The 26,761-nt window shown below is 38.7% G+C and carries 24 protein-coding genes and 1 other annotated feature (1 of these 25 only partly in view); of the genes, 5 read left to right on the plus strand and 19 right to left on the minus strand.

The features are described 5' to 3' along the window. Nucleotides 1-188: a binding site (T-box leader), on the minus strand (it extends 30 nt beyond the left edge of the window). Nucleotides 189-280: 92 nt separating this feature from the next. The 18 genes from ppc to ybeY all read right to left on the minus strand — a co-directional run bounded on the left by ppc (nucleotide 281) and on the right by ybeY (nucleotide 19,304). Further along, entirely contained in the window at nucleotides 281-3,106 is a 2,826-nt protein-coding gene (gene ppc / locus ADH90_RS06320) for a phosphoenolpyruvate carboxylase (RefSeq protein ID WP_049530446.1), read from the minus strand. A 24-nt stretch (nucleotides 3,107-3,130) separates the two neighbouring features. Then, the gene (gene ftsW / locus ADH90_RS06325; protein WP_049530447.1) at nucleotides 3,131-4,342 is read right to left on the minus strand and encodes a cell division peptidoglycan polymerase FtsW; all 1,212 of its coding nucleotides are present in this window, start codon (nucleotides 4,340-4,342) and stop codon (nucleotides 3,131-3,133) included. Nucleotides 4,343-4,614: 272 nt separating this feature from the next. After that, nucleotides 4,615-5,556 carry a peptidylprolyl isomerase PrsA gene (gene prsA, locus ADH90_RS06330; RefSeq protein ID WP_049530448.1) on the minus strand — a complete coding sequence of 314 codons (942 nt, stop codon included), beginning with the start codon at nucleotides 5,554-5,556 and terminating at the stop codon, nucleotides 4,615-4,617. 66 nt (nucleotides 5,557-5,622) lie between these two features. Then, a complete protein-coding gene (locus ADH90_RS06335; protein ID WP_080982635.1) occupies nucleotides 5,623-6,336 on the minus strand; it encodes an O-methyltransferase in 714 nt (237 codons plus the stop codon). 5 nt (nucleotides 6,337-6,341) lie between these two features. After that, the gene (gene pepF, locus ADH90_RS06340) at nucleotides 6,342-8,144 is read right to left on the minus strand and encodes an oligoendopeptidase F (protein WP_049530450.1); all 1,803 of its coding nucleotides are present in this window, start codon (nucleotides 8,142-8,144) and stop codon (nucleotides 6,342-6,344) included. Nucleotides 8,145-8,162: 18 nt separating this feature from the next. Continuing rightward, entirely contained in the window at nucleotides 8,163-9,119 is a 957-nt protein-coding gene (locus tag ADH90_RS06345; RefSeq protein WP_049530451.1) for a competence protein CoiA, read from the minus strand. Between the two features lie 95 nt (nucleotides 9,120-9,214). Continuing rightward, the gene (locus ADH90_RS06350) at nucleotides 9,215-10,363 is read right to left on the minus strand and encodes a DUF1887 family protein (RefSeq protein ID WP_049530453.1); all 1,149 of its coding nucleotides are present in this window, start codon (nucleotides 10,361-10,363) and stop codon (nucleotides 9,215-9,217) included. A gap of 201 nt (nucleotides 10,364-10,564) precedes the next feature. Then, nucleotides 10,565-11,425, minus strand: a complete 861-nt coding sequence (gene tehB / locus ADH90_RS06355; RefSeq protein ID WP_049530455.1) for an SAM-dependent methyltransferase TehB — start codon at nucleotides 11,423-11,425, stop codon at nucleotides 10,565-10,567. 14 nt (nucleotides 11,426-11,439) lie between these two features. After that, nucleotides 11,440-11,907 (minus strand): SsrA-binding protein SmpB, encoded by a 468-nt coding sequence (gene smpB, locus ADH90_RS06360; RefSeq protein WP_001051741.1) that lies wholly within the window; start codon nucleotides 11,905-11,907, stop codon nucleotides 11,440-11,442. Beyond that, nucleotides 11,870-14,212 (minus strand): ribonuclease R, encoded by a 2,343-nt coding sequence (gene rnr, locus ADH90_RS06365; RefSeq protein WP_049530457.1) that lies wholly within the window; start codon nucleotides 14,210-14,212, stop codon nucleotides 11,870-11,872. The genes smpB and rnr overlap by 38 nt, the downstream gene beginning before the upstream one ends. 216 nt (nucleotides 14,213-14,428) lie before the next feature. Further along, nucleotides 14,429-14,662 carry a preprotein translocase subunit SecG gene (gene secG / locus ADH90_RS06370; protein WP_000282514.1) on the minus strand — a complete coding sequence of 78 codons (234 nt, stop codon included), beginning with the start codon at nucleotides 14,660-14,662 and terminating at the stop codon, nucleotides 14,429-14,431. Nucleotides 14,663-14,701: 39 nt separating this feature from the next. Beyond that, on the minus strand, nucleotides 14,702-14,851 hold the full coding sequence (rpmG, locus tag ADH90_RS06375; protein ID WP_001809104.1) for a 50S ribosomal protein L33: 150 nt from the start codon (nucleotides 14,849-14,851) through the stop codon (nucleotides 14,702-14,704). Further along, the gene (locus ADH90_RS06380) at nucleotides 14,851-16,050 is read right to left on the minus strand and encodes a multidrug efflux MFS transporter (RefSeq protein WP_049530459.1); all 1,200 of its coding nucleotides are present in this window, start codon (nucleotides 16,048-16,050) and stop codon (nucleotides 14,851-14,853) included. The genes rpmG and ADH90_RS06380 overlap by 1 nt, the downstream gene beginning before the upstream one ends. Beyond that, entirely contained in the window at nucleotides 16,037-16,642 is a 606-nt protein-coding gene (gene coaE, locus ADH90_RS06385; RefSeq protein ID WP_049530461.1) for a dephospho-CoA kinase, read from the minus strand. Before coaE ends, ADH90_RS06380 begins: the two co-directional genes overlap by 14 nt. Beyond that, nucleotides 16,642-17,466, minus strand: a complete 825-nt coding sequence (gene mutM, locus ADH90_RS06390) for a DNA-formamidopyrimidine glycosylase (protein ID WP_049530463.1) — start codon at nucleotides 17,464-17,466, stop codon at nucleotides 16,642-16,644. Before mutM ends, coaE begins: the two co-directional genes overlap by 1 nt. A 48-nt stretch (nucleotides 17,467-17,514) precedes the next feature. Next, a complete protein-coding gene (era, locus tag ADH90_RS06395; protein ID WP_049530465.1) occupies nucleotides 17,515-18,414 on the minus strand; it encodes a GTPase Era in 900 nt (299 codons plus the stop codon). A 16-nt stretch (nucleotides 18,415-18,430) separates the two neighbouring features. Continuing rightward, the gene (locus tag ADH90_RS06400; RefSeq protein WP_000378151.1) at nucleotides 18,431-18,826 is read right to left on the minus strand and encodes a diacylglycerol kinase family protein; all 396 of its coding nucleotides are present in this window, start codon (nucleotides 18,824-18,826) and stop codon (nucleotides 18,431-18,433) included. Beyond that, nucleotides 18,807-19,304 carry an rRNA maturation RNase YbeY gene (gene ybeY / locus ADH90_RS06405; protein WP_000275150.1) on the minus strand — a complete coding sequence of 166 codons (498 nt, stop codon included), beginning with the start codon at nucleotides 19,302-19,304 and terminating at the stop codon, nucleotides 18,807-18,809. Before ybeY ends, ADH90_RS06400 begins: the two co-directional genes overlap by 20 nt. A 104-nt stretch (nucleotides 19,305-19,408) precedes the next feature. Here ybeY and ADH90_RS06410 point away from each other — a divergent pair, with 104 nt between their 5' ends. Together ADH90_RS06410 and ADH90_RS06415 are read left to right on the plus strand one after the other, a co-directional pair. Then, the gene (locus ADH90_RS06410; protein WP_049530466.1) at nucleotides 19,409-21,064 is read left to right on the plus strand and encodes an Rqc2 family fibronectin-binding protein; all 1,656 of its coding nucleotides are present in this window, start codon (nucleotides 19,409-19,411) and stop codon (nucleotides 21,062-21,064) included. A gap of 168 nt (nucleotides 21,065-21,232) precedes the next feature. Next, nucleotides 21,233-22,090: a YitT family protein gene (locus tag ADH90_RS06415; RefSeq protein WP_049530468.1), complete on the plus strand. Its 858-nt coding sequence runs from the start codon at nucleotides 21,233-21,235 to the stop codon at nucleotides 22,088-22,090. A 92-nt stretch (nucleotides 22,091-22,182) separates the two neighbouring features. Here the strand turns inward: ADH90_RS06415 and nox are convergent, their stop codons facing one another. Beyond that, nucleotides 22,183-23,562, minus strand: a complete 1,380-nt coding sequence (nox, locus tag ADH90_RS06420; protein WP_049530470.1) for a H2O-forming NADH oxidase — start codon at nucleotides 23,560-23,562, stop codon at nucleotides 22,183-22,185. A 317-nt stretch (nucleotides 23,563-23,879) separates the two neighbouring features. On the opposite strand from nox, the gene ADH90_RS06425 reads away from it, so the two are divergent. Genes ADH90_RS06425 through ADH90_RS06435 form a run of 3 tightly spaced genes read left to right on the plus strand, consistent with a single transcriptional unit; the run spans nucleotide 23,880 to nucleotide 26,693 of the window. After that, complete coding sequence (locus tag ADH90_RS06425; protein WP_049530471.1) at nucleotides 23,880-24,800, plus strand: FAD:protein FMN transferase; 921 nt, start codon at nucleotides 23,880-23,882, stop codon at nucleotides 24,798-24,800. A gap of 34 nt (nucleotides 24,801-24,834) precedes the next feature. Then, nucleotides 24,835-25,440 carry an NADPH-dependent FMN reductase gene (locus ADH90_RS06430; protein WP_000915942.1) on the plus strand — a complete coding sequence of 202 codons (606 nt, stop codon included), beginning with the start codon at nucleotides 24,835-24,837 and terminating at the stop codon, nucleotides 25,438-25,440. 17 nt (nucleotides 25,441-25,457) lie between these two features. Next, nucleotides 25,458-26,693 carry an NAD(P)H-dependent oxidoreductase gene (locus ADH90_RS06435; RefSeq protein ID WP_049530472.1) on the plus strand — a complete coding sequence of 412 codons (1,236 nt, stop codon included), beginning with the start codon at nucleotides 25,458-25,460 and terminating at the stop codon, nucleotides 26,691-26,693. The last annotated feature ends 68 nt before the right edge of the window (nucleotides 26,694-26,761 follow it).

Below are 26,761 nucleotides of genomic sequence, written 5' to 3' on the forward strand. Positions count from 1 at the left end.
AATTATAGGGAATATCCCTATCTCTCAATCTCGCTTCACGAGTTGCACTATAAGGTGTGCGTACCGAATTCTTATGATTTCAAATTCTTTATAACATTCAGCCCAATTTTCATCACTTTCATCTATCCGTTTCCACCAACCACAGACTCTCTAAAAAATTTCAATGACTACTTTCTGAATGCTTAAATTATATCATTTTACTAAAACTTGTCAAGGGTTTTCATAAAATATTTTAAATATTAACAAAAATTTCTACGGTTTTTATAAAAACTAACTTGTATCAACCTGAATTACGTAATCCTGTAGCAATTCCGTTGATAGTTGTATGGATTAATCTTTCTTCATCTGAAGATAGCTCACCACGACGTTGACGCTTAATCAATTCTAACTGAATATAGTTAAGGATATTGAAATAAGGCATGCGGTAGTTGAGACTGTCTTTCAAATAGGTATTTTCTGCCAAGAGCTCCTCATGACCTTCAATAGCCAAGATAACATCCTTAGTCAACTGCCATTCATCTAAAATGGTATAGTAAATTGCTTGTACTTCTTCACTTTCACAAAGTTTAGCGTATTCAAAGGCAATGTTCATATTTGATTTTGACAAGACCATATCGACGTTGGATAGGAGTGATTGGAAGAATGGCCAATTTTGATACATATCACGAAGATATTCAATATTTTTTGGATCTTGGTCGATAAATTCCTTAAAGCTTGAACCAACTCCATACCAACCTGGGAACATAACACGACTTTGTGACCATGAGAATACCCAAGGAATAGCACGTAAACCACCGATTTCAGTGATCGTTTTACGAGCTGCTGGACGAGAACCAATATTGAAACTTGAGATAGCCTTGATTGGACTAGATTCAAAGAAATAATCATAGAAATGTTCATTTCCAAATACGAGTTCACGATAAATATCGTAGCTACGTTCTACTACTTGATCCATGATGGCTTCATAGCGATTTGACGTATTGGTATCACTCTTCTTCTTGGTAATCATACGGTTGATAGCTGCTGAAACCAACATTTCGAGGTTATAGTAGGCTGCATCCTTGTTTCCGTATTTGTTTCCGATAACTTCTCCTTGCTCAGTCAAACGGATACGATCTTTGATGGACTTGAGTGGTTGAGAAGCAATGGCATCATAAGTAGGGCCACCACCACGGCCAACGGTACCACCACGACCATGGAAGAAGGTTACTTTGACTCCAAATTCATCACCAATAGCAGTCAATTGTTGTTGGGCCTTATAGAGTGTCCAACAAGATGACAGGTAACCACCATCCTTGTTACTATCAGAGTAGCCGAGCATGATTTCTTGGTAATTGTTTTTAGATGCAATCCATTTCTTAGCAAGTGGTAGAGAGAAATACTTTCTCATAGTTTCTTCAGAATGATCCAAGTCTTCAATAGTCTCAAAGAGTGGTACAATCTGAACACGCGCTTTTTCAGCATCTACCAGACCAACTTCTTTAAGCATGATAGCCAACTCAAGCATATCAGACACGCTGGTTGCATGAGAGATAATCGTTTGACGAATAACATCTTCTCCTAAACGATCTTTTAATTCACGAGCAGTTTGGAAAATAGCCAATTCTTTTTCGAGCAGTTCAGACTTCTCAGCATGAGTCGCAGACAAAATTCGAGGATCTTCTAACAATTCATGTAAAAGTAAGTCACACTTTTCATCTTCTGACAAATCACTATAGTGGTCATTGATGCCAGCAGATGCCAACAATTCTGCTACACAGGCCTCGTGAACACTTGAGTCTTGACGCATGTCGATGGAAGCCAAGAAGAAACCAAAGACTTCTACAGCTTCTAAAAGTTCTGCAAATTCACCTGTAAGCAAGGACTCTGCCTTGTTTTCAAGTAATGAATCCTTAATAGTATATAGATCTTTTTTGAACTCTTCAACTGTTTCGTAAAATGGTGGACGATCTTCAGCCAGCTCTTGAATTGCTCCTGAAAGACGATTACCAATGTAATCTGTAATCACTCCTTGCTGATGGCTATTAGAACCGAGCAAATGTTCAACAGGATGACGTTCATCAGATGTCGAACCAACGATTGACCATTCTTTCAAATTCAAAAGAGTTTGAATCAATTTGGACTGAATCAAGTGAAAGGCACGACGATAAGGTTCTTTTTCACGGAAGACAGATGTATCACTAGATTGTGCGGCCATTTCTTCAACAGCCTTGCTTGTTTTGGATAGATTAGTAGAAAGAGAGAAAGTACGATAGAGACTTGAAATCTTGCTGATATAGTAGTTGAAGATGACTTCGCTTTGAATGGTTGCTGAACGCAAGAGAGTTTCAGCAGTTACAAATGGATTTCCATCTCGGTCTCCACCAATCCACATTCCCATAGTAATAGGTTTGGCTTGTTTAAGATCAATTCCTTGCTCTTTTGCTAGACGTTTGTACTCTAGCATTAGATTAGGAACAGCTTGTAAGAAGGAGCTATTGTAGTACTCCATGACATTGGTGATTTCGTTGGTTACTTTTAGTTTCTTCTCACGAATCATATCTGTCTGCATGATGATTTCAATATAGCGACGAAGATCATTATGCCATTTTTCCTTGTTAATGAGCCCCATTCTCACATCACGATATTTACGCAAAAGGGTATGGATGTGAGTGGTCAAATCCAACATACTTTTACGTTGAACCTGAGTTGGATGGGCTGTCAAAACTGGTACCACGTTCAAGTGTTCAAGAATCTCAGCAGCGTTTTCTTTTTCAGCCACCATTTTGATTGTTGTAGACAATTTACCCAGATAGTCTTGATCGACATTATTTAGGTGGTTAATCTCATAAGCCAAGTCAACATCTTCTGAGATGTTAATTAAAAGTGGCAAGATAGAGAAGTATCTAGAAATGTAGACCATCTCATCATTTGAAAGGCCTGTTACTACTTTATCTAGCCCTTGATAGTCAAGTTTTGAAGAAAGTTCCTTCAAGTGCATGATCTTATCAAAGGTTTCAGCAGGAAGCATATTTTTCGTGATATCTTCCAGCATATCCGTCAAGATTTGAACTTCCTCTTGTACGACCGTTTTGTTACTATAATTTTCTAACTTTTGAAGAGACATTTTTTTCTCCTTGTTATCTATGTCTTAAAGCTGTGCTTCGTATTCACTAAAAAGTCGCGCACGCTTTTCACTGGCATCAATATTTAATACAAATGCTATGGCTACAGAAAGAACCAAGAGACTATTCCCCCCTTGCGAAAGGAAAGGGAAGGTTACTCCTGTTGAAGGAATCAAGCCTGATATACCTCCAATGTTAACAAAAACCTGTATTAGAATCATACCACCAATACCGATTGCTACCATTGAGTTGAAAGGATCCCTTGCGCGAATTCCTACCAAAATGATACGGAGAATTAAGAAGAATAGGAGAGCGAGAATAAGACTTGCTCCTACAAATCCAAACTCTTCAATGACAATCGAAAAGACAAAGTCTGTATGGGCTTCTGGTAGATAACCACGTTTTTCAATAGAATTTCCTAATCCCAGACCAAACCATCCTCCATTAACCATGGCATAGTAGGAATTGGCCAACTGGTGTCCAGCTCCAGCCAGGTCATTAAAGGGGTTGAAAAAAGCACTGAACCGCTTGGCAACATAACCAAATACAGGAATTTTAGAGAATTTCTCAACACCGATTATCCGAATGGCTGTTAAGGAAATCATAGAGACACCAGCTAGTAAGCCCAGAATGGTTGTGAACCACCGATAAGCTATGCCACTGATGGTATACATGAGCAAGGATACTAAAATCAAGATAGTAGCATTTCCTAGGTCTGGGAAAATCGCCAAACTACCAATCATAACCAGTAGAACAAAACGCCAATCATTAAATGCTCGAGGAATCCACTGATTAAGGGTTAAAACTTGGAAGTCGTAAACAGCTATCTCATCCTGTTGTTTTGAAAAACGCTGTGCTAGATACCAGACAATGATAATTTTTAAATACTCTGCTGGTTGAATCGTTATTGGACCAACCTTGATCCAGCCATAGGCCCCATTGACAGGAATCCCAATTAAACGCGCTAGAGCTAGCAGTATCAGCTCAACAAACATGACGATGAAGATTAATCTCTCATTTCGCAGAAATCCTAATTTCAATTTATAAATCAAGGCAATTAAAAACAAACTGGCTATCCAGAAAATTCCTTGATTTCGAACCAGTTGCAGGGTACTTTTTCCCTCTTGGATAAGAGTTGCACTAGTTGTCGAATAAACTACTATCAATCCTAGAACGGATAACAGTAAATAAGGAATCAAAATGGAATAATTCAGCAGGTGCCTTTTACTTATTTTCATATGTCACCTATCTATCGGAAAAATTATCTTATTTTCCCATATTATTTCTAGTTTTATAAGCTATTATACCATTTTTTAGCCTAGAAAAAAACTCTAACAGTATAAACATTCGAATTTTACCCAAGACAGGCTCATGATTAAAAATTCTTGAGTGACATCTTTACTCAATCTACAAATAGTTGAAAGTTACTTGAATTCGTTAAATTTTAATGTTCTTATTTCAGAAAATCAAAAACTACCTCCCAGACAAAGGAAGGTAGTTCATTACTATCTTAGTTTGAGGCGCTACTACTGCTGTCAGAAGTTGTTTCGCCTTTGATATATTGTGTAAAGATATTTTGGAAGGCTTGATCTTTAACTTTAATATTGGCATCCTGTAATTCTTTACTAATGACACCTTGAACAAAGGTTGCATCATTTTGTTTTTGAGTCAAAATGATTGTTTTAAGTTTTTCTTTGTAGTCATCCAAGTTTGAAGATTTTTCAGACTTCTTAGTTAGTTTCACAATGTAGAAACTACTTGTATAAGCTTGAGTTCCTGGAGCAGTGATAACATCTGAAATTCCGTTAACATCAAGCGCAAAAGCAGCTTTTTTAACCACGTCTGGCAATTCTGTTGATGCAGAGTCAAAGGTAATTTCTCCACCATTTTCTTTAGTCTTTTCATCTGTAGAATTGTCTTTTGCAAGTTGTGCAAAATCAGCTCCAGATTCTTTTGCTTTGGCAAGAACTTCCTTAGCCTTATCTTCACTGTCAAGTTTAATAATTTGAGCCGTTACTTCTGGAGTATATTCTTCAAATGCTTTTTTGTAGTTTTCATCTGTTAATTCAGATTCAGCGGCTTTCTTAACAGCATACTCAACTAATTTACTTGTACGAATTTGAGCTTTACGGCTTTCTGCAGTCATACCTGAACGGGCGAGAATCGTTTGATAGCTATCACCGTATTTCTTTTGTTCTTCTGCAACGGCATCCTCTACTTCTTTATCGCTAACTTCTGAACCATATTGTTTTTCAAAAACTTTTTGAATGGTCATATTCAGCAAGACTTGTTGAGCAGTCGCATTGTTTTTAACTTCTTCAAAGAATTGATGTTCAGTGATAACATCTCCTTTCATGCTGATAAGATCTGCTCCTTCTGAACCTTTCGAACAAGCTGCTAAAGTTGCTACTGATAATAGTGTAATGGCACCTGCCAATAGTTTTTTCTTCATGTCTACTCCTTTAAGATAAGTGTTACCCTATCTATTTTACTATATTTTCTTAAATTTTTCTGAAAATTATTCGCTGTCAGGCAATTGAACATCTGCTACATTTTTACGAAGCATGAGGATGCCGTCACCCAGAGGTACTAATGTTGCGGTGAGTCCTGGATTGTCTAAGGTTGCATCAAAGAGTCTTTGAAGGCCTCTGTATATAGTTCGCTGGCCACGTCGGACTTCCATGATATCCCTAGCAATATCTCCTCCTTGGAAAATATCATCTAAGACAACCACTCCACCAACTTCAAGATGTTTAAGGATTTCTGGTAAAAAGACGATGTATTTAGATTTTGCAGAATCCATAAAAACAAAATCATAGGTCTCTGTCAATGTTGACAAAACGTCTACCGCATCGCCTTCCAAAAGAGTGATTTGTTGGCGATTATCAAACTTGACAAAATTTTCCTTGGCAAAACCAATCATCTCAGGATTTCGGTCAATAGTGGTGATTTTTGACTTGGGTGAATGCTCTGCCATCAAAAGTGCTGAAAATCCAATCGCCGTACCAATCTCTAAAATATTTTTTGGTTGAATTGTTTCCATAAGGAAACGAAAGTAAGCGACAGTTTCATGAGGAATGATAGGAATATTCTCCTTGCGAGCAAAGTTTTCTAGTTCTTTTAGGGAACCTGTCACCTGCTTTTGTCTGTGGCGCATGAACTCGACAATCTCATGCTTGACAACAGGACGTCGCATGTTATGATTGGCATTTTTACTATAAGACTTTACCATCTGCCTTATGCCAATCCTAATTTTTCAACAAGGGCTTCAAACTCATCCAAACGGCGCTCAAAGACTGCAAAGGCATCGTTGAGGTAATCTTCTTTTTCCATATCAACACCCGCTTTACGCATGATATTGAGTGGATAGTCTGACTTCCCTGCTTTGAGGTAGTCAATATAGCGATCACGATCCTCTTGGCTACCATGAACAATCTTTTCAGCCAAAGCTGAAGCTGCTGCAAAGCCTGTTGAATATTGATATACATAGTAATTATAGTAGAAATGAGGGATACGAGCCCACTCGTACTGAATTTGAGGATTGTCTTCCTTGCTCAAGCCATAATATTCTTGGTTCAAGTCAGCATAGAGTTTGTTTAAGAACTCGCTTGTCAAAACTTCACCATTTTGATCGGCTTGGTGAATAGCATGTTCAAATTCAGCAAATTGAGTTTGGCGGAACACTGTCCCACGGAAACCATCCAAGAAGTTGTTGAGAATAGCAAAGCGTGTTGCGTCATCTTGAACTTCTTGCAATAATTTTTCAGTTAAGATATTTTCATTGGTTGTTGAAGCAATTTCTGCCAAGAAGATTGAGTAATCTCCGTATACATAAGGCTGAGTTTCACGCGTATAGCTAGAATGCATACTATGACCTGTCTCATGTACAAGGGTAAAGAGATTATCCAGGTTATCTTGCCAGTTAAGAAGCATAAAGGCGTTGGTATCATAAGAACCGCCAGAATATGCACCTGAACGCTTGCCTTGATTTTCATACACATCAATCCAGCGTTCGCTGAAGGCACGTTTAACACGGCTCAAGTAATCCTCACCAAGAACTGCCAAAGCATCTTCTGCTTTCTTCAAGGCTTCTTCATAAGTAAAGCTGTATTCCACTGAAGACAATGGTGTATAGACATCGTACATTTTGAGGTCTGGAATACCAAGGATTTTTGAGCGAAGAGCCAGATAACGATGCAATAATGGTAAGTGCTTACGAACAGCAGATACTAGATTGTCATAAACACTTTCTGGCACAAAGTTTGCCGCAAGAGCAGCTTCACGCGCACTCTTGTAATTACGAACCTTAGCACGATAGTTTTGCACTTTAACATTGGTCTGCAAGGTTTTAGCGTAAGTGTGCTGGTATTGCTCATAGGTAGAGTAAAGGGCTTCATAAGCTTCACGACGAACCTCACGATTCTTAGATTCTACCAAGCGCATATAAACGCCGTGTGATAATTGAACTTCATTTCCATCTTCATCTTGAACAAATGGAAAGACGATATCTGCATTATCTAAGATAGCGAAGGTTTCACTAGCTGCCCCGAAAATTTCACCAGCACCTGCAAGCAACTCTTCTTCACGTTGTGAAAGGACATGTTCCTTATTTTGCAAGAGTTTATCAAAGAAGTGTTTATAAGGCTGAAGTTTTGGTTCTTCTGCTAAAAAGTTTTGATACTGCTCTTCTGTTATAGCCATAAATTCTGGCTCATAGAAAGAGAACACCTGGTCGAGTTGACTATAAAGAGTCATTGCTTTTGCATAGTATTCTTGATATTTAGCAACTCGTGTATCTTGGTCGTTTTTCATATGAGCATAGACATAGAGTTTTTCAAGACGACGACTCAAGTCCAGATAACGCTCTGTAATTTCAAGAAGGCTTTCTGGACTGTCCAAGAGATGACCCTCAAGACTAGCTGCTTGTTTTGTATCTTCCGTTAAAAGGGCGAGTTCTTCTTCCCATTTTTGGTCTGTTTCAAAGATCGTTGATAGATCCCATGTATCTTTTTCATTGATTTCATTTCGTTGTAATACCATAAGTTTCCTCCATCCTTTCTATTTTACCATATTTTTCGAGAAATAATGCTGATAAAAGGCAGGTGGATAGAGCTTTTGTTGCTGATTATGTGGATTCAGTTCATAATAAGCCTGAAAGTTGCGGTAATAATCATATAGATTTTGACTTATCTGACAAAAATGACCATGTTCTATCGGCCTTACTTGGGGATACCAGTCCTGAGTCTTCCAATTTAATAGGTTTTCTCCTCTCAAGTAAGCTTGGGCTTGTTGTTTCATCCAATAGGGGTTTTGATAATAGAGCTGTTTTTGAATGTAATGACAAATATCTATGTCTTGCTCAACTGAAAAAATGGTAAGATTTTGTTGATGATAAGGAGTCCGTAATATTTCTAGAAGATTTCCTTTGTCATAAGAAAATTCCTTGACCTGATAATGGAGTTTCCCTTTCAAATCTTGGTGAAGGAGGTACTTAAGTCTTAAAACTTGTTTTTTATGGTCTAACTCCCAAATATGAAAGCCCATATTATTACTGAAGTAAAGAAAATCTCTCTGAAGTTTAGTTAGTCGCTCTTTTAGCCAGAGCTTTTCTCCCAGTAGCCAAAGAACTTGAATTCCCAAACTTCGATAACCATTGCTTCTCTCCCGTAAAAGTTCACAAGAAATGGGACTGCACTGAATTTCTAGAGCTAGTTGTTTATTGATAAAGATATCTGCAATTTGCTTCAGTTCAGGTATCAGGCATTCCATCTCTACCTTAGCATTCTTCTTAGCCCAATAAAAAAGACTTTTTTTATTTTCTAGGTGTTCTGGTCCTTCATTTTCATGAAAAAAATCACATTTTTTGAGACTTTCATGAGCGAAATGTGCACGCACGTTTTTTCCTTTTCTCAAGCGGACACTCGTTCCACAAGCCGGACAATAATAAACTTGCTTCTTTACTTCATCCTCTAAAGCGCTGATTAAATCCCCATTTTCATCTCTAGCTAAAAACATAAAACCTCCTTTTCTACTTTATTCGAAAAGGATAAGAAAAAGGCTGAGAAAACCAGCCTTTCCATTATATTTTTAGAATAATCCTTTAATCCAGCTCATATTTTATGCTTTTTGATATATTTTTGTAACATGGGAATCAGATTTGAAATTTGATCTTGTTTAATCACCAACACACCGTACTCTTGACAACGATGGTTATATACGGGATTGATTTTTCCAGAGCAAACAATTAATTTCAAACAAGTTTCACCAGCAAAATGATTGGCATATACCTCTAGTTCATTAATAGCTTCTACAGACAAGTCTGTCATTTTACAAGATATAAAAATAATGGATTGACCTTTACGGAGGACAACATCAATTTCATTTTGTACATTATCAACTTCAGGGAAAATACCATTCCAGTCAATTTCTGCCCCTATCATACATTCATCAAAATACTCTGACTCTATCGCTAAAAGATAGAGATATAATTCTAAAATATGACCTTTAGTGCGACAGAGCAATTGTGCCTCAGAGCTAGAAAAAGTGTAACTAATATGTTCGGAACTTTCCTCATCAATATGAATCAAGTTAGCTTCTGTTAGTAGAGGAATCATTGATTCTGGATAAGAGTACCTTTTTCCGTTACTTTCCAAAACTTTTACTGTTTCAGCATGAAAATCAATTGTTTTAGCTAATGCAAAGAATTGAGTAATCTGATACCATTGCTCTGGGTTTAAAATTGCATAGTTTGCTAGTTTTTTGATGGCAGTAATTTGTTTCGGACTGTATTTAGGTTGTTTCGATTTGATGAGTTTACCACCCCTTAAGGCCATCAACTGTTCAATGGTCAGACTAGGAATCACTAACTCTTCCTTTTCCACCTTCCCCATCTTCCATTTAAATTGTTTTCCTTGCTCAATATCTATTGCAATAATCGGTAATTGCTTTTCCAAACCATACTGATAAAGAAAAATAGCTAATATCGAATCTCCTCCAAAAACATCTAAGGTCACTGAATCATAGTTAGTCAAGAAAAGATTCAAATCATCCGTAATCTTATCTAGACTTATTTGCCGAAAATGCACTTGCTTTACATGGGAAACTTGATCCAGTAAAAAATGTTTCAAGGCCAATCTTTCATCTTCTGCAATTTTTTTCAGGGAGAGAAATAAAACCTCATCACAATCACAAATAAAAGTCTGATAAACATTTTTCTCGATAGTGTGATGATCAAAAAGTTCGACTAAAAGACTTGGCATGTCGCTACCTCCCTATTAAAGACTTATTAGTAGTATGGAAAATTTAAAATTTCTTATTGTAAACTTCATAGAAATACGGGTTAAGAGATTGTCTTTAGCATTTTCTACACATCTAGTATAGCATAATTCAGTTGATTGGCCCTCAAGTCTTTATATAAAAAAAGAATAGAAATTGATAGCTTTTCTATTCGTTTTAAGATTTTATTTTATCTTTTTAGCCAACATAGTAGCAAAGCGTAGTTGGATTCGATTGCCATTTTCATCACGACGGTGCAAATGACCAGGATTTTCATTATACTTAACCAATTCCCAGTCCTGGTAGTAATTTGCTAATTCCCCCTCTTTAAAGGTAAAGGGAAAATTAACTGAACATGGATAATCTTCCGTATCCATGGCACAAACAATCAAATTGTAGCCACCGATAGAGGTTTGTTCCTGCATATTTTTGATAATAGCTGGAATACGATCTGCTTGTAGAAACATGAGAACAACAGTCGATACGATAAAATCGTAAGTTTGGCCTATGCTAGCTGAATTGATATCGTAGAGACCTACAGGCATTTCTAAATCTTCTTGCTCCACGATGCTTTGTAACATTTCAAGGGACAGCTCATTTTGGTCCACTGCTGTGACATCAAATCCATGTTGAGCGAGAAAGAGTGCATTTCTTCCTTGACCACAACCCAAATCTAGTGCCTTACACGGTTTTACCGTCTGCATAGCTTCTAAGACTTCCGAATGGACTGGATTAGTATTGTATTTCTTAGGGAAATAATCCTCAGGTTTACAATAAAATTCCAGGTACCATTCTACATCATCTGTAGCAGCTTCTACACGGTGCCAGGCTTGAGGCTGAGCCATGGGATTATCAGCACCTGCTTCAAAGAGATGTTCAGCTAAAACTTCCCCGTCTTCAGTCAACTCAATAAACTTAAGAGTCCCTTTTAATAAGGTAATCTTGCCCCAGGATCCGACCTTAGTATTGTGTTTTCTTTGAACAGCTTCTGGCATAGTGTCTTTATTCCAGACAGGCATGCGTTTGTAGGCAACTAGTTTTTCCATATTCTTCACTCTTTCTATCGATGGTTAACAGCTTTCATAACACGCGCAATATCACGATCTTGCTCACGACGTTTGATAGACTCCCGTTTATCGTAATCGTGTTTCCCTTTTGCAAGTCCTAAGAGTAGCTTGGCGTAGCCATCTTTGATGTAGACTTTAAGTGGAACCAGAGTCATTCCGGTCCCTTTGGTTTCTTGCTCCAACTTTTGGATTTGTTTTTTATGAAGGAGAAGTTTACGACGACGTTCTGGCTCCTGGTTCCAGATGTTGCCTTCCTCATAAGGAGCGATATGGACATTACTAAGCCAAACTTCCCCATTCTTAACCTGGGCAAACCCATCTTTCAGATTGATGCGGGCTGCTCGAACACTCTTGATTTCTGTTCCTGTCAGGACCATTCCTGCTTCTAGCGTATCAACGATTGTATAGTCGTGGTGCGCCTTTTTATTTTGCGCGACGACCTTTCCCTCGCCCTTTGCCATGCTTAGCTCCTTTCTTTGCTACTTCCTTATAAAAAGGTTTCTTGCTCTTTTTCTTTTTATCTTTTGGAGAATGCTTGCGCTTATCACTTGAGCGACTAGCTTTTCTCTTGTCTTCTTTCTTATCTGAACGACGACTTCTATCCTTACGACCAGACTGTTTCAAACCTTTCTCAATGACATCAAATTCGCTTGGAATAAAGGAGAAATCAATCTCACCAGTCATCTTATCTGCTCTTTCAACGCGAATGCGAATCTGCTGTCCCACACGGAAAGTAATTCCTGATTTCTCCCCACGAAGGGTTAAATCACGTTCGTTAAAATGATAGAATTCAGGTAAATTAGTAATGTGTATCAAACCTTCGACTGTATTTGGCAATTCAACAAAAAGACCAAATTTAACAATACTTGAAACAACTGCATCGTACTCTTCACCAACATACTCTTCCATGTATTCAGCTTTTTTCATAGCTTCGACTTCACGCTCTGCCTCGATGGCACGGCGCTCACGGTTTGAAGATTGAGTCGCAATCTCTGGAATGACCTGTTCAAAATGCTCCGCCACTTCCTTAGAACGTCCATAGTCGCGAATCATTCGGTGAACCAAGAGGTCCGGATAACGACGAATTGGACTAGTAAAGTGAGTGTAATAGTCCGCAGCAAGTCCATAGTGACCATGATTATGCTCAGAATATCGAGCCTGCTGCATGGAGCGGAGAAGCATCATTGATAATACATCTGCATAAGGCTCTCCTTCAACAGCACGCATGATATCTTGGAGAGCTTCCTGACTAATCTCACTCGCAGTCCCATAAATTCTCAAACCAAAACTAGAAGCGTAATCAATAAATTTTTGAACTTTTTCAGCTTTAGGTTCCTCATGGATACGATAGATAAAAGGTAAATCAAGCTTGCTAAAGTGTTCCGCAACTGTTTCGTTGGCAATCAGCATAAAGGACTCAATCATACGTTCAGCAACACCACGCTGACGAAGAACAATATCAACTGGCTTCCCTTTTTTATCTACTAAAATCTTAGCTTCATTGGTATCAAAATTAAGAGCTCCACGCTTAATCCGCATACCTTCAAGAATTTCATGAAGCTTGGCCATAAGTTCGATACTAGGAACAATTTTCTTAAACTCTTGTCTCTTCTCCCCATCACCCGCTAGGATGTCATTGACATCGCTATAGGTCATACGGAAACTTGTCTTGATAACAGTCTGCGTAATCGTATAATTCACAACACGACCCTGCTTATTAATTTCCATAATCGCAGACTGAGTCAAGCGGTCTACTTGAGGATTAAGGGAACAGATACCATTTGAAAGGCGTTCTGGTAGCATTGGAACTACACGGTCTGTCACATATACAGAGGTCGCACGATTGAGGGCTTCTTTGTCAAGAGCAGAACCCTCTGTCACATAGTATGAGACATCAGCGATATGAACTCCAAGTTCAAAATTTCCATTCTTCAATGGCTTGATGTGAACAGCATCGTCTAAGTCCTTAGCATCGGCTCCATCTATGGTAAATGTAATTTCATCTCTCAGGTCCAGACGGCCTTCCATATCCTTCTCTGATGGAGCATCTGGCACACTTTCAGCTTCTTTGAGAACTGCCTCTGGAAACTCTGATACAATATCCATAGATTCCAAGACCTCAAGGACATCAATCCCTGCATCCGTTGAATGTCCGACAACATCTAAGACACTAGCGACAAAGAAATCGTGTTTCTTACTTGGATACTTATCAATAAAGACCTTGAGAACTTCTGTGCCTTCCAATTGAATAGCTGGCTTTTTAACATAGATTGGTTGACTAATTTTTTGATTTTTTGAACGGATATAGCCCGCATACTTGGGCTTTTCCTCATCAAGAACGATTTGCCCAACAACTGTCGTTAGACTGTGCTCTAGGATGTCGATAATCTTTGCTTCTGCAGCAGTTCCTTTGTTACGGTCAGCAACTTTCTTAATGACAACTTCAACAGTATCGCCATCAATGGCATAGTTAACATCACTTTTTCCAACAAAAAGATCGTCTTCTTCGCCTTCAAGACTTACAAAACCGAACCCATTTTTATGGGCATGGAAAATTCCTTTCAGGGTAATCTCATGTTTTTTCTTCTGTTCTAGGGTTAAACTACCATCTTCTTCAAAGCGAATCTGGTGCTTACGTTCCATCAAGGAAAGAGTTTTGATTAACTCACGGAAGTCCTTTGAACCATCCTTCCCTAGAGCTTGAGCCAAGTCATTTACAGTGACTCGTCCCTTTTCTTGTATATATTCTTTTATTCTATCTTTCATGTTTTCTTTCTAGATTTTTTAAATTCCTTTTACTGTAAAACCTTCTCAAACATCATTTAATACTCAATAAAAATCAAAGAGCAAACTAGAAAGCTAGGCGCAGGTTGCTCAAAACACCGTTTTGAGGTTGCAGATGGAAGCTGACGTGGTTTGAAGAGATTTTTGAAGAGTATAAAAATAAAAATAGGCAAAGAACTAGTCCCGCCCATTATTTTCTTATCTACTTGATAATACCGTCAATGCTAAGGCAATGGCTAGCCAGAAAAAGACTAAAATTCCTGTCAAACGTTGCATCACAGCTTCAAAACCGCGCGCTTTGCTACGTTCAAACAAATCACCTGCACTGGCATCAAATACATTGCTAGATTGGTTTTTAGTTGGTTGCATGAAAATTGCAATCACAATCACAACAGATAATACTAATAGAATGGTTAATAATAGGTTATACATATCAAACTCCTTAAAATCCCTATTATTCTACCATAATTTCTACTTAGATTCAAGATGTAGAGTCACTTTTCTTTCTTTTGGGCAATACTTTAAGACCTCAATCTTGTCTGGATGGGTTTTGGAGTTTTTACTGGTTAGATAATTGATGCTGCCACAAGAGGAGCATTTGAGATTGATTTTTACTCGCACTAGATTTCCTTCACTTTTAATAATGTTTTAAATTGGATAAGGTTAAATAAACAACTGAGAGCTACACAAAGAGCTGTTGCATAAAATACTGAGTGATAGCCAAATTGTCCCGCTACTGCTGATCCTGCTAAGGGACCTATCACTCCTCCTAGATAAAAAAAGACTTGATTAAAGGCAAATACCCTTGAAATGCCAACTTTAGGGGTCATTTTGCTTAGAAGTGCATTGACACCAGGTATCAGAGCTCCCGTCCCCAGACCAAATAGAAAACGATAGAAGCCTAATTGGAATGGGCTAGTCGCATTTGCACATAATAGATATATGAAAACTGAATATACCTGAGCTACGACAAGTAGTCGATGATTGCCCACTTTATCACCTAATTTACCCATGATGCCTGCGCTCATCATACTTGAAAATCCCATGCTGGATACAATCAAACCAGAGACAAAGAGAAGATTCTCTTTCTGTCCCAGATCTCGTACATAGAGGGCAAGGATGGGACCAATAGATTGGGCAGCAAATTGAATCACAAAGCTAGTTAGAAATAGATTTATCAGGAGAAAAGGGTATTTAACAGAAGTAAAGAGCTCTTTTGTAGGCAGTGCTTTTTCTTTTGGCACTGGTTGAAAGTTTTCTTTGATAAAAAGAATGGTTAAGATAGCTGCCAAGAACAGGAAACTACCAACCAATAAAAAGACATTTCGAATTCCAAAAATTTCGGCAATGAAACCACCTACAAATGGACCGGTCAAAGTTCCAGCGACAACACCAGTTGATAGAGTCCCTAGAGCGTATCCTGACCTATCTTTGGGAACTTGACTTGCAATTAAAGCTGTCGCATTAGGTACAAATCCTGTAAAAACTCCATTAAGAAACCGTAAGAACAAGAGCCAGAAAACATTTGGAACAAAGGCCAGACCACCCATAGTGATGGTCATGGCTAGACCTGCTCGTATCATCATAGGTTTTCGACCATACTTGTCTGCCAATATTCCCCAAATTGGTGATACAAAGGCTGCAGAAATGGCTGAGACTGATATAGCTAAACCTGAATAAAAGGCAACTTGATCCCCTTTAACTCCTAACTGTTCCACAAAAATAGGCATGAAAGGGACAACAAGAGAAATGCTGGCTCCCGTTAAAAAGCAACCAAACCAAGCAATACGAAGATTATCCTTCCAACTAATCTCTTGCATGGACATCGCCTCCTTCAAGTAAAGTCACTACTTGACTCAAAAGCTGCTCTCGACTGCCATTATTGTCTAGTATATAAGTAGCAAATTTCTTCTTTTCTTCTAAAGGCCACTGTGAAGCTAAACGAGTTTTAGCTGACTCTTGGGATAACTGATCACGGTTCATTAAGCGATCCAGCTGGGTATCTCGCCTTACATAAACTAGCCAAGTTTCATCGAACCATGAAGCATAGTCCTGTTCAAAAAGCAATGGAATATCCATGAAAAATATGTTCTCAGTCTGAGCTAACTTGTCTCTCAAAAAGCCCAATTCTTCACGGATGATTTGTCCTTGAGTCTGTTTAGACCATTCTCTCTCCTCATAGTTAGAAAAGATAAGACTGGCAAGTAATGAACGATTCAGTTCCCCATCTTCTAGAAGGACTTTTTCACCGAAATGCGCTACTAAAATCTGATAAAGGCGACCACCAGGTTTTTGAAGTTGGTGAACAAGAGCATCCGCATCTACCACTTCAAACCCTTTTTGTCTTAGAAAATTTGTGACAGTGGACTTACCTGACGCAATACCACCAGTGATTCCGATTATTTTTCCCATCACTTTCTCCTTTGACATTTTGGACAAAAATGGGTTCCACGACCACCGAGTTGAATTTTTTCGATAATGGATCCACAACGAGAACATGCCTCTCCAGTCTTATCATAGACCTGATGAAACTCTTGCATGGTCCCATCCTCACCAAAAGCATTGGTATAGGTGCGAATGGTTGAACCGCCTTTTTCAACAGCCTGCCCCAATACTTCAATAGTTTGATCATGGAGTTTTCTAGCCTCTTGGGCGCTTAAACTATTAGAAGTTCTAGCTGGATGAACCTTTGCCCTCCAGAGAACTTCATCCACGTAGATATTTCCCAATCCAGCAACCAAAGTCTGGTCGAGAAGATGCGATTTGATAGGTTTTTTAGATTTCTTCAAGGCACCTCTAAAAATCTCTAAGTCAAAGTCCTGTTCAGTAGGTTCTGGTCCAAGCTTCTTAGATAGAAAGTAAGCTTCTAGAAGTTCAGGAGCAAGTAACTCCATAGTTCCAAACTTACGGACATCCTCGTAAACCAGAGTCCCACCATCTTCAAAATGGATAAAAATATGGGCATGCTTGCGTTCAGGGACTTGGTCTGGATAGTAAAAATACTTGCCTTCCATTCTCAGATGCGAAATCAAGACCTTGTCTGTTAGATAAAAAAGCAAATATTTTCCACGACGTCCCATTGATTTAACAACTTGACCAGGCAATTCTTTCTGAAACTGATCCAAATCTGTCTTAATCATCTTGGGATAACGAATATCAAGACTAGCAATCTTCTTCTCTAAAATCAGTTTTTCAAGACCTCGTCGAACCGTTTCGACTTCGGGTAATTCAGGCATAACTCCTCCTTCTCTAAAAACAAGAAGCAGGCTACCGCCCACCTCTTCTTAATATTCTTTTTCGTTATAGCCAAAGTCAGCCAAATCTAGCTTCTTATCTCGCCAGTTTTTCTTAACCTTGACCCAAGTTTCTAGGAAGACCTTGTCTCCTAGCATGAGCTCGATATCACGACGGGCCATAGTCCCAATTTTCTTGAGCATGGCACCACCTTTACCGATGACAATCCCTTTTTGGCTATCACGTTCGACCATGATAGTTGCTCGAATATGAACCTTGTCTGTATCCTCGTCTCGTTTCATAGAGTCCACCACTACTGCAACTGAGTGTGGAATTTCTTCACGAGTTAAGTGTAAGACCTTTTCACGAATCATCTCAGAAACCAAGAAACGCTCTGGATGGTCTGTGATTTGATCGGCTGGGAAATATTGGAAACCTTCTTCAAGATTTTCACTGAGAATATCTACTAAACGTGAAACATTATTCCCCTGAAGGGCTGAAATAGGAACAATTTCCTTAAAGTCCATCTGATTACGGAAATCATCGATTTGAGCCAAGAGCTGGTCTGGATGAACCTTGTCAATTTTATTGACCACCAAAATTACAGGAACCTTAGCAGCCTTGAGTCGTTCGATAATCATATCGTCGCCCTTACCACGCGCCTCATCTGCTGGCACCATGAAAATTACGGTGTCCACTTCACGAAGGGTGCTATAGGCAGACTCTACCATGAAATCTCCGAGTGCTGTTTTAGGCTTGTGAATGCCTGGTGTATCAATAAAGACGATTTGCTCCTTATCAGTGGTGTAAATCCCCATGATTTTATTGCGCGTTGTCTGCGCCTTATCACTCATAATAGCAATCTTTTGCCCCATAACGTGATTTAAAAAAGTTGACTTCCCTACATTTGGACGTCCTAAAATGGCTACAAAGCCTGATTTAAATGTCATAATTTCCTCTTACTGTTTAAAATAATAAATCCCAAATCCGTGGGAGAAAGATGAGCGCACCTGTCAAAGCGGCAAAAAGTGAGACCACAAGCACGGCACCAGCCGCCATGTCTTTAGCTTTTTTTGCCAACATAGAAAAGTGATAGTGACTTGCCAAATCTACTACATTTTCAATAGCTGAATTAATAATCTCAAAAGCTACTACCATGAAAATGCTCAAAAGCAGAAATAACCATTCGATTCGTGACACCTGAAAAACAAAACCTGCAAGGACAACTATTAGAGCCGTCACTGCATGCTTTCTCATATTACGTTCTTCCTTAATCGCAGTAAAAATCCCTGTAATGGCAAATTCTAAACTGGATATTAGGTCACGATTTTTCCATTTTCGTTTATTGTCTTGTGAGTCCATAGGCTGTCAAAATTTCTTCTTGTAAACCGAACATCTCCGCTTCTTCCTCGGGAGTGTAGTGATCATAGCCGTTAATGTGTAAAAAGCCGTGCACTGCCAAGAAGCCCATTTCACGCTCAAAACTATGACCGTACTCCTCAGCTTGCTCATGAGCCTTATCAATGGAAATGAAAAGCTCACCGATATAAGCATCAAATTCTGACATCATATCTGCCAAGTCGGGATCATTTTCCAGATCTTCCTCATCAAAGGCAATCTCTAACTCCGGCTTATATTCAAGACTGATGACATCTGTTGGACGATCGGTATCACGAAACTCTAGATTGAGTTCATGGCTTCGTTCGTTGGTCACAAATGTGACCGCCATTTCCTTGTCTTCTTTTCCAATTTTTTTTGCAGCAAATTCTAAAATTTCCTGTGTTTGTTCTAGTATTTCTTTTGAAACTTGTCCAGTTTCATCTACCATTTCAATATACATGTGCTTCTCGATTCTCTTTACTTGGCTTTATTATATCACATTTCTATGATTTTATTCTACCTTTTTGATATAATACTATGGAATACATTCACGAGGAGAGAACCATGTCATTTGATGGATTTTTTTTACACCACATGGTTGAGGAATTGCGATCTGAACTACTAAATGGTCGCATCCAAAAGATTAATCAACCCTTTGAACAAGAACTGGTCTTGCAAATCCGTAGCAATCGTCAAAGTCATCGTTTGCTCCTTTCTGCGCATCCAGTTTTTGGGCGCATCCAGTTAACAGAGTCCACCTTTGAAAACCCTGCTCAGCCATCTACTTTTATTATGGTATTGAGAAAGTACCTTCAAGGAGCAGTTATTGAGTCTATCGAGCAGATCGAAAATGATCGTATCGTGGAAATCACGGTTTCCAATAAAAACGAGATTGGGGACCATATCCAGGCCACACTCATCATCGAGATTATGGGGAAACACAGTAATATTTTACTTGTAGATAAGTCTAGTCACAAAATCCTTGAAGTTATCAAGCATATCGGTTTCTCTCAAAATAGCTACCGTACCTTATTACCTGGCGCTACTTATATTGCTCCTCCAAGTACAGAGGCTCTCAATCCTTTTACCATCAAGGATGAAAAATTGTTTGAAATCCTACAAACTAAAGAATTGACAGCTAAAAACCTTCAAAACCTCTTTCAAGGTTTGGGAAGAGATACAGCAACCGAGTTAGAAAAACAACTGCTTAATGATAAACTAGCCACTTTCCGGAACTTCTTTGGACAAGAAACCAAACCTTGCCTAACAGATAAATCCTTTTCTTGTGTGCCTTTTTCAACTAAAATTGAGGGACATTTTTCAAGCTTATCTCAACTTCTTGATGTCTATTACAAGGATAAAGCCGAACGTGACCGTGTGAAACAACAGGCTAGCGAACTCATTCGACGTGTTGAAAACGAACTACAAAAAAATCGTCAAAAACTAAAGAAACAAGAAAAAGAACTTCTGGCCACTGAAAACGCAGAAGAATTTCGGCAAAAAGGAGAGTTACTAACCACTTTCCTTCATCAAGTTCCCAATGACCAAGATCAGGTCATTTTGGAAAACTACTACACCAACCAGCCTATCACGATTGCACTTGATAAGGCACTAACGCCAAACCAAAATGCTCAACGCTACTTCAAACGCTATCAGAAATTAAAAGAGGCTGTTAAATACTTGACTGACCTGATTGAAGAAACTAAGGCAACCATTCTCTATCTGGAAAGTGTAGAGACAGTTCTCAATCAAGCCGGACTCGATGAAATTGCTGAAATTCGTGAAGAATTGATCCAAACAGGATTTATCCGCAGAAGACAAAGGGAAAAAATCCAGAAACGACAGAAACCTGAGCAGTATCTAGCTAGTGATGGAAAAACAATCATCTATGTGGGGCGCAATAACTTACAAAACGAGGAATTGACCTTTAAAATGGCCCGTAAAGAAGAACTCTGGTTCCACGCTAAGGATATTCCTGGAAGTCACGTTGTTATTTCAGGCAATCTCAATCCTACTGATGAGGTTAAAACAGACGCTGCAGAACTTGCAGCCTACTTCTCTAAGGGACGTCTCTCCAACCTCGTTCAGGTGGATATGATTGAAGTTAAAAAACTCAACAAACCAACTGGTGGAAAACCTGGTTTTGTCACCTATACTGGGCAAAAGACCCTCCGTGTTACACCCGACCCTGAAAAAATTCAGTCCATGAAAATCAAATAATACTCAATGAAAATCAAAGAGCAAACTAGGAAACTAGCCGCAGGCTGTACTTGAGTACGGCAAGGCGACGTTGACGCGGTTTGAATTTGATTTTCGAAGAGTATAAAGTCTTGTATACTTGTGGGTTCTTACTGCTATAGACTCAATTAAAAATGGGAGGTGCGTTCAATGCTACGGCATATCAAATCTATTTTAACCATTATATTCGGAGCTGCCATTTATGCCTTCGGACTCACGTATTTTGTTGTGCCCCACCACTTATTCGAGGGTGGAGCAACGGGAATCACCTTGATTACCTATTATCTCTTTAACATCCCTATCTCCGTGATGAACCTCATCATCAATATCCCATTATTCATTTTAGCCTGGAAAATATTTGGTGCAAAGACCCTATACAGCAGCCTGCTGGGTACTATTTCCTTATCTATTTGGCTAGCAATCTTTGAAAAGATTCCTCTCAGCTTTAATCTTGAGGGAGATCTGGTCATCGTGGCTTTAGTTGCGGGTGTTCTTTTGGGACTTGGTCTAGGTATTATCTTCAATGCTGGTGGTACCACTGGTGGAACAGATATCGTCGCTCGAATTCTGAACAAGTACACCAATATCTCCGTGGGGAAATTACTCTTTGCACTAGACTTCCTCATCTTAATGCTCATTTTAATTATCTTCCAAGACCTTCGTCTCGTTACTTATACACTTCTATTTGACTTCATCGTCTCAAGAGTTATTGACTTGATTGGTGAAGGCGGATATGCTGGAAAAGGTTTTATGATTATCACTCAAAAGCCTATGGAAGTGGCAGATAAAATCAATGAAGAGTTAGGTCGAGGTGTCACCTTCATATCTGGACAAGGTTACTACAGTCAAAAAGATTTAAAAATTATCTACTGTATCGTAGCAAGAAATGAAATGGTTAAGATGAAAGAATTGATTCATACGATCGATCCTAAAGCCTTTATTACCATCACTGAAGCTCACGAAATTCTAGGAGAAGGCTTCACCTTTGTAAAAGAAGAAACTTCCTAACACATAGACAACAAAAATAGTAACTTCGAATTTGAAGTTACTATTTTTTGATAATAAAAACGGAAGAAGCAAATCTTCCGTTTTACAAATCATTATTTTTCAGCTGTAAGTGCAGCCATTGTGATGTAGTTGTATGGTTTGTTGAAGTGTGGCAAGAAGAATAGGTCAGTCAATGCCAACTTGTCGATTGTAACATGTTCTTGGATAGCAAGTGAGAACATGTGGATAGCCATTGAGATTGCAGAATCACGAGATACCATTTGTGCACCAAGGATTTCACGACTATCTTTATCAAAGACAATCTTAATTGCAACTTCATAGTTGTCATGTTTCATAAATTCTGGTTTTTGAAGATCGTTGAAGCCTGTTTCAACAGCATTGTATCCTGCTGCTTTAGCTTTTTCAAGAGTCAAACCAGTTGAAACCATGTGAAGACCATAGATAGAGATACCGTTTGATCCTTGAACACCGATTCCTTCAAGTTCATGTCCACAAGCATTGTAAGCACCTACGATACCAGTACGAACAGCATTCGATGCAAGAGCGATGTAGCTAGTGTCTTTACGAGCGTTGTCATAAACAGTCGCACAGTCACCCACAGCGAATACTCCTGGAAGTGATGTTTCTTGTTTCTTGTCTACAAGGAAGGCACCGTTGCGGAAAAGTTCAATCTTGCCATCAGCAAGAGCTGTGTTAGGACGGAAACCAACTGCAAGAACAACCATGTCAACATCGAATGTTTCTTTGTCAGTGATCAAGCGTTCAACTTTACCGTCACCTTCGATAGCTTTAACAGTTTGTCCAAGTGCCAAACGGATGTTGTGGTCTTCCAAGTTCTTAGCCATCAATTGAGTGAAGTCTTTGTCGTAGTATCCGTTCAAGACTGTGTCTACGATGTCAACAAGAACAACTTCTTTTCCAAGACGTTCGAATGCTTCAGCAAGTTCAACACCGATATATCCACCACCGACAACAGCGATACGCTCAAGGTGTTTGCTCTTGTCAGCAAGTTTATTAATCACTTCTTCAGCGTTTTGGTACAATTTAACGAATTGTACATTTTCAAGAGTTGCTTTGAATTCGCGGTTACCCTTAACAATTTCAACACCTTCGATTGGTGGCAAGATTGGAGTTGAACCTGTAGCAAAGATCAATTTTTCGTATGATTCTTTGTGTTCTTTTCCATCAACTTCAGCAGTTACAACTTTATTATCATAGTCAATTGAAAGAACTGGTGAGTTCATATAAACTTTAGCACCTTTTGCTTCCAATTTTTCTTTATCTGAGTAGAAGAGACCTTCTGGACCATCGATTTGCTCACCAATCCAAAGAGCCATTCCACATCCTAGGAATGAAATGTTTGAGTTTTGGTCAAAGACAACGATTTCATTTTCACTTTCAAAATTGTCCAACATAGTGTTGATACAAGCAGTTCCAGCGTGGTTCGCACCCACGACTACGATTTTACTCATAAGATAATTCCTACCTTTAATTTTTTATTTACCTTTCTAGTATATCATTATCTGTGAGCGTTTACAAGTTTTTTGACTAGTTTACTGTTTTTGTGAAATTTTTTTGAAATATATATCAATTTATTTTCAACCTTTTCAAAGTTTTTTGCACATTTTTTATTTATTCAAGCATATTTCTTGACTTTTTGTAAAAAATAATTTGTGAAAACGCTGACTTTATGATATTCTATTTGTATGGAAATGAAATATAAATCTTCAGATTGCTTTCATATCTGGATTTACAACTATTTCCAATTGATTTGAAGGGAGTTGATTTTTTGCCTCTCAGTTCATTATCTGAACGGTTAATGGGAACTACGATTACTATTTCCTTGGTACATGAACAAGCGGATAATCTTCTCCGTCAAGCTTTTGATTTGCTCAAGGAACTTGAATTTCGATTTAATGCGAATAGCACCGAATCGGAATTGATGGAAATTAACTATCAGGCGGGAATTGCTCCAGTTAAGGTCCATCCTGATTTGTTTGAACTGATTTCTTTAGGATTAGAACACAGTCTAGCTCCTGGAAGTCATCTCAACATTAGTATTGGTCCCTTGGTACAAACCTGGCGTATTGGTTTTTCCGATGCAAAAGTTGCTAGTCCTGAAGAAATTTCTTCGGTTTTACCATTGATAGATCCCCGTTTTATCAAGCTTGATTCAATTGATTCTACTGTTTTTTTAGAAAAAAAAAGGATGAAAATTGACTTAGGTTGTTTAGCAAAGGGCTATAGCGCAGATAAGGTTGCAACTTTCTTAAAAGAAAATGGCGTCACTTCTGCTCTTATCAATCTAGGAGGAAACATCCTCACAATTGGAAACAACCAATCAAAAGATGATCGACCGTGGCAAATCGGTATTCAAGACCCTAATCACCCACGCGGTAATCACCTGATGACCTTGTCTATTACTGGAAAGTCAGTTGTTACATCTGGAATTTATGAACGGCATCTTGAAATTGATGGAAAGGATTATCATCACATTTTTGATAGTGAAACTGGCTATCCTGTTGAAACGGATTTGGCTAGTTTAACGATTATATCTGACCGCTCAGTTGATGGTGAGATATGGACCACACGATTGTTTGGTGAGCGCAGCGCTTCTATCATGTGGCAAATCGAAAATATCGATGGAATCGAAGCCATCCTTATTGATAAAGATGGACATATCGCTTGTTCATCCGGTATCCAAAGATAATTAATAAATAATGCAAAAAGAGAAAGGAAAGCTCATGCTAAAACTTATTGCTATTGTAGGAACTAACTCTAAACGTTCCACAAACCGCCAACTGCTTCAATATATGCAAAAACACTTTGCTGATAAAGCAGAAATCGAATTGGTAGAAATTAAAGACCTACCAGTCTTCAACAAACCTGCAGATAAACTTATTCCTGCAGAAGCCTTAGAAATTGTTGCAAAAATTGAAGCAGCTGATGGTGTGATTATCGGCACTCCTGAATATGATCACTCAATTCCTGCCGTTCTTATGAGCGCTCTTGCTTGGATTTCTTATGGAGTATTTCCACTCCTTAACAAACCAGTGATGATCACAGGTGCTTCATACGGTACACTCGGTTCATCACGTGCTCAATTGCAACTTCGTCAAATCTTGAATGCACCAGAAATTAAAGCAAATGTTCTCCCAGATGAATTCTTGCTCTCTCATTCTCTTCAAGCATTCGATAAGAATGGTGACTTGGTAGATCTTGATGTAATCAAGAAATTGGATGCCATCTTTGATGACTTCCGTATCTTTGTCAAGATTACTGAAAAATTGCGTAATGCACAAGAACTTCTTCGTAAAGATGCAGAAGAATTTGACTGGGAAAATTTGTAAGATAGGAGATCGAAAGAATGAAATTTGTTGGACTTGTTGGATCAAACTACGACCAATCATATAACCGCAAACTCTTGGAATTCATCCGTCGTAACTTCAAACTGAAATTTGAATTAGAAGTTCTTGAAATCGATGAAGTTCCAATGTTTAACCAAGACGAAAAATGGGACGATAGTTTCCAATTGCGCCTTCTTTACAATAAAATTACTCGTGCTGATGGTGTGATTATTGCCACTCCTGAGCACAACCATACAATTTCTGCTTCACTCAAGTCAGTTCTTGAATGGCTTTCATATGAAGTACATCCATTTGAAAACAAACCAGTGATGATCGTGGGTGCTTCTTACTACGACCAAGGTACTTCACGTGCTCAAGTTCACCTTCGTAAAATCCTTGACGCACCAGGGGTGAATGCCTACACATTACCAGGTAATGAATTTCTTCTTGGAAAAGCTAAAGAAGCTTTTGATGCTAACGGAAATATTATCAACGAAGGAACTGTTAAATTCCTTGAAACTTGCTTAGATAACTTTGTCAAATATGTAGGAGTCGTTTCTAAATTGAAAAAACCAAAACCAATTGAACCAGAAGACTTGGATTGTGGAAAACCAATCGCTACAACTATTACAGAAGTTGATCCTGACGATCCAAACTGGGTAGAAAAAGTTGCAGAAATCACAGGTGCTGTTTCAGGTGATACATATGTTAAACTTGACCATGGTATCTTGACTGTTAACCAAATCGATATGTTCTTGAAAGCTATGCCTTTTGAATTGACATACGCTGACGATAACAACCAATTCCTCTACTACAACAACGCTCACCAAGATCCTGACACAATGTTTGCAAAACGTGTACCATCTCAATCTGGTAGCCGTATGTCTACAGTTCACGGATCACTTCCACCAGCACGTATGAAAAACGTTGAGTGGGTAATTGGTACTCTTCGTAACGGAAACCAAGACTACGTTCGTACCATTGTTCCAGGTTCACCTGCAGGAGTTATCAATACTCATAACTACCAAGCTATGTACTATCCTGATGGATCATATGCTGGTATCAATGAAATTGTCTTTAACTTCCAACCATGGCTTGACTGGTACTTGAAAGAAACAGGTCAACGTTTGGTAGGTGGTTGCGGACCTTTTGCTCCCGCTGCAGGTCATGGTGATGCAGATGCTACTTCTGGAGCTTCTGACTCAGCCGATGGTGGCCATGGAGCTGCTGATGCTACTTCTGGAGCAAGCAACTAAAAACTACTGATAAAGGAACCATTTTAGGTTCCTTTTTTAAGAAACAACAAACCTCGGTTAGCAGACAC

Source organism: Streptococcus pseudopneumoniae (genome assembly GCF_001073085.1).
Classification (GTDB): domain Bacteria; phylum Bacillota; class Bacilli; order Lactobacillales; family Streptococcaceae; genus Streptococcus; species Streptococcus pseudopneumoniae_M.